This window comes from Polynucleobacter sp. 39-46-10, assembly GCF_002282275.1.
Genome location: NZ_NCJB01000187.1, coordinates 1 through 4,557, shown reverse-complemented (window position 1 = coordinate 4,557; position 4,557 = coordinate 1). Strand labels below are relative to the sequence as shown.

Sequence of the window (4,557 nt, the reverse complement as noted above, 5' to 3'; positions counted from 1 at the left end):
AGTGAGAGCATCTGGTGTATGTGCATAGTCCACAACCACCAAGGGGCCCTCAGTTCTTTGAGTTTTGTGCACACGAATCAATTCCATTCGACCTGGAACAGAACTTAATTTGCACATACGCTTTGAGGCCTCAGTTGGATTCAAGCCTTGAGCCAATAGAACTGTCCAAACCGCAAGACAGTTACTGAGATTGAATTCACCCAATACTGCAAGCTGAACAGTGTTCGAGCTGGACGTATCACAGCTAAATTCAGATTCATAACCCGTAGTTGCAAATACCGTATTTTTTGCGTAGTTCCGTTTCAGACGATCGCCAAATTTTTCAAATCCAGAAAATGCATTACTGCTCAATGCATAACCCCACACCCTTGGTCCATCTGCAGCGAGAAGCTTGATTGCTAATTCGCGACCAAAAGGATCATCAAAATTAATAATGGCATTTTCAAGCTGGGGCAGTTGGAACAGCTTTGCCTTGGCCTCAGCGTACTCGCCCATCGTGCCGTGATAATCCAAGTGATCTTGAGTCAAATTAGTAAATACGGCAGTACGTACATCCAAACCAGCAACCCGATCCTGATCGAGTGCATGAGAAGAAATCTCTATCGCCACCTGCTGCGCACCTGCATCAAGTAATTCTTTTAATTCTGTTTGTAATCTCGGAGCATCAGGCGTGGTGTAACCAGTCTGAACCAATGCTCCCGGAAATCCGGTGCCTAAGGTACCTAATACTGCTGTTCGATGACTTGACTCATCCAAAGCTTGTGCGACCCACTGGGTAACACTAGTTTTTCCATTGGTGCCGGTAACGCCGATAACATTCAGCTGCTTACTGGGGTAACCGTACCACTGTGCACACAGCTCTCCAGCCAAGCTGGATAAATTATCAATAGCAAAACATTCTGAGCGATCTAGGTATTCATTAGCAACACCATCTACGGGGTCAAATACAACTGCCGCAGCGCCATTGGCCAAGGCAGCAGCAATGTAATCACGACCATCCCGCAAGGCATTCCCATGACCAACTGGGTATGCAAAAAAGATATCGCCAGATTCAACTTGACGACTATCTGCAGTAACTTTCGCATGCATAGATGTGAGATCGCGTAAATGCGAGATCAAGAGATGGGGTTCAATATTAACCATTGTCATCATCTCTTTAAAACCGTTGCATTTGTTTTGACTGCAGCACTTTGAGTATCTAGATTATTTTTATCCAGCAGTATTGCCTGATTCATATTGCTATCAGGAGCTACATTGAGCGTGCGCAAAGTCTCACTCACAATAGTAGAAAATACTGGTGCGGCAACATCACCGCCATAGTGACTACCACCAGTTGGCTCATCAATCATCACGGCAACCACAATGCGTGGCGCACTAATTGGTGCCAGACCAGCAAAGTAAGCGCGGTATTTATTACCGTAGCCCTTACCCACTAATTTATGAGCTGTACCTGTTTTTCCACCAACCCGATAACCTTCAGCCTGGGCTTTAATGGCAGTGCCCCCAGGCTCTGTAACTGACTCCAGCATGCTGCGCATCTCGAGCGCTGTCTTAGCGGAAATAATATGAGTACCAGATTTGAACCCTGGGCTGCGCTCAATCGTGAGCGGGACTAATTCGCCGTCACGAGCAAAGATGGTGTAGGCGCGAGCCACCTGAAAGAGTGAACCTGAAATACCATAACCAAATGCAATTCGCGCCTGATCGGTAGGCATCCATTTTTTATAGGGGTGTACCGTACCGGCCACTGCACCCGGAAAGCCAATTTTTGGAGCCTGACCCAAACCAACAGATGTATAAAAATTCCACATCTCTTCAGCAGTTAAATCATTCATCGCAATTTTAGCCGTACCAATATTGCTTGATTTTTGAATGATTTGAGATACCGTCAAATTTCCATAAGGATGGGTATCCGTAATCGGCTTGGGACCAACCAAATATTTTGCACCAATCACCATATTGGTATTCGGAGAAATGGCGCCTTTTTCCAAAGCAATTGCCACAGTCAATGGCTTAATTGTTGAACCAGGCTCAAATGTGTCAGTTAATACACGATTGCGCAGTTGCTCACCAGTTAATCTCTTGCGATCATTGGGGTTATAGCTTGGATAATTCGCTAATGCCAAGATCTCCCCAGTTTGGGTATCTAACACTACTGCACCTCCAGCACTTGCACGATGCTGCTCGACCGCACTCTTGACAGCGTTATAAGCCAAAAACTGAATCTTGCTATCAATCGAGAGTTGCAAATCCTTACCGTTTTGAGGTAACTGCAAAATCGTAACCTCTTCGACAACACGACCGAGACGATCTACAACTACTCGACGTGCGCCTGCATGTCCAGCCAAGTCTTTTTCTCTCGAGAGTTCCATACCCTCTTGGCCACGATCTTCCACATTAGTAAAGCCAACTACGTGCGCCATCGCCTCACCCTCTGGATAAAAGCGACGGTACTCATTATTTAAGCCAATGCCTGGGATTTCTAATTGCCTTATTTTTTGCGCCACTTCTGGATCTACTTGGCGCTTTAAGAAAATTTGCTTACGATCTTCTTTTAACTTTTTACGTAAATCTGATTCGCTGATCTGCAATAGTCTTGCTAACTTTTGCACTTTATCTGCAGCCAAGTCATCCGGTACAGTGTCGTTATAGGCGATCACTGATTTTGCCTCTAAGCTCGTAGCAATCACTTGACCATTGCGATCCAATATTTTTCCGCGGGAAGCAGGTAGCTCCAACTCACGTTGTGTACCGCGCACACCCTTCGCTTCATAGAATGCATTCCCTGGGCCCTGAATCCAGAACGCACGAACCAGCAGCAGCATGAACACAAAAAAAAGTATGAACAGCATGAGGCGCGACCGCCACATAGGCAGACGCAACACTAAATTCGGCGTAGTAGAGAAGCCTACCGTCCTCATCTAGTCTCCTTCAGATACAAAGTACGCTCAGGAGATATAGGAACCATTCGCAACTGATTGCGAGCAACATCTCGTATCCGCGCAGACTTCGATAAATTCCGCTGCTCGTACTCTAGACGTAGCCAGTCTTGATTTAGCTTACGCTCTTCAATTTGCGCACGGTCTAAAGCGATAAATAATTTACGCGCACGCTGCTGGGCTGCGACCAGCGATAGGGCGCAGACTAACAATAAAACGAGCAATGTTAGCGTGGCGCGATTCAAGCGAATGCTCCTATGCGCTTTTCAGCAACACGCATGATGGCCGAACGAGCACGAGGGTTCTCTCGAATCTCCTCATCACTAGGTTTAACGCGCCCAATGATCTCTAAGGCGCTTTGTGGCAAATCTCGATCGCGGACAGGTAAACCGCGAGGCACTTCAATCTTTGCATGAGACTGCAGAAATTGCTTCACGATACGATCTTCGAGCGAATGAAAACTAATCACTGCCAAACGTGCGCCAGGCTTCAACAAACTTAACGCCGCTTTTAATCCAAGCTCTAGATCTTCTAATTCACGATTAATAAAAATACGGAGCGCTTGAAAAGTGCGAGTAGCTGGATCTTGACCTACTTCTCTTGTACGAACTACGCTGGCTACTAAGCTTGCTAATTGCAAGGTTGTTTTTGGGGGCAAGCCTTCTTCTCGCTTTGCCACAATAGCTTTAGCGATCTGAAATGCAAAACGTTCCTCACCATAAGTCTTAATCACGCGCGTGATGTCCTCTTGTGATGCTTGCTCCAACCATTCCGCTGCCGTCAAACCTTGATCCGTATTCATGCGCATATCGAGTGGACCATCCTTGCGAAAGGAAAAGCCGCGATGCGCTTCGTCCACCTGTGGAGAGCTGATACCCAGGTCTAACAAAATACCGTCGACAGATTCTGACTCCGCGTATTGATCCATCTGCGCAAAACTGTCGTGCACAATTCTCAAGCGAGAGTCGTTGATTTTTTCCGCGACCGCGATCGCATCTAAATCTTTGTCGAAAGAAATCATTCGCGCGCCTTGAGGTAATTGCGAGAGTAGCGCTTGCGTGTGACCACCGCGCCCAAATGTTCCATCGATCAGGAGCAGGTTTTGTGAAGCCTCGGGAGAGTTGATGCGTGGACCACTGATCAGCGCCGTCACCGCCTCGGCCAGTAATACTGGGCGATGAGTTATGTTCATGGCACCCTGTCATCAAAAATTAAATTGCTTCAGGGCTTCAGGCATACCTTGTGCAATGGCAGCCTGTTCTTTTGTAGCGTAAGTAGCGGCGTCCCACAACTCTAGATGACTACCCATGCCGAGTAGCATCACTTCCTTTTCAATACCAGCAGCTGATCGCAGCTCTGGGCTCACCAGAATTCTTCCAGCACTGTCCAAATCAACTTCTGCAGCATTGCCAAGGAAGATTCGACGCCACCAATGGGCATCCATGGGTAATTGCGCGACACGTGAACGGAAAGTTTCCCACTCGGGACGGGGGAATAACAATAGACATCCATCCGGGTGTTTTGTGAGCGTGATACGACCCTCACCTTGAACTAACAAGGCGTCACGATGCTTTGCCGGCACAGACATGCGGCCTTTTGCATCTAAATTGAGAGCTGA

5 protein-coding genes are annotated in these 4,557 nt (G+C 47.2%); all 5 read right to left on the bottom strand.

The window, feature by feature from the left end:
* Window positions 1-1,152: UDP-N-acetylmuramoyl-L-alanyl-D-glutamate--2,6-diaminopimelate ligase (locus tag B7X71_RS12160; protein WP_293600856.1), on the bottom strand; the 1,152-nt coding region annotated here is incomplete at its 3' end.
* Complete coding sequence (locus B7X71_RS12155; protein WP_293600855.1) at window positions 1,149-2,921, bottom strand: penicillin-binding protein 2; 1,773 nt, start codon at window positions 2,919-2,921, stop codon at window positions 1,149-1,151. The genes B7X71_RS12160 and B7X71_RS12155, both read right to left, overlap by 4 nt.
* Window positions 2,918-3,184, bottom strand: a complete 267-nt coding sequence (gene ftsL / locus B7X71_RS12150) for a cell division protein FtsL (protein WP_215302419.1) — start codon at window positions 3,182-3,184, stop codon at window positions 2,918-2,920. The genes B7X71_RS12155 and ftsL overlap by 4 nt, the downstream gene beginning before the upstream one ends.
* Window positions 3,181-4,131, bottom strand: a complete 951-nt coding sequence (gene rsmH / locus B7X71_RS12145; protein ID WP_215302418.1) for a 16S rRNA (cytosine(1402)-N(4))-methyltransferase RsmH — start codon at window positions 4,129-4,131, stop codon at window positions 3,181-3,183. Before rsmH ends, ftsL begins: the two co-directional genes overlap by 4 nt.
* Before the next feature lie 12 nt (window positions 4,132-4,143).
* A partial coding sequence (mraZ, locus tag B7X71_RS12140) for a division/cell wall cluster transcriptional repressor MraZ (protein ID WP_293600854.1) occupies window positions 4,144-4,557 on the bottom strand: 414 nt, incomplete at its 5' end.

Bases quoted from the DNA above. Each gene is read 5' to 3' on its own strand.
- B7X71_RS12155 (WP_293600855.1), bottom strand. From the start codon at position 2,921: ATGAGGACGGTAGGCTTCTCTACTACGCCGAATTTAGTGTTGCGTCTG.
- rsmH (WP_215302418.1), bottom strand. From the start codon at position 4,131: ATGAACATAACTCATCGCCCAGTATTACTGGCCGAGGCGGTGACGGCG.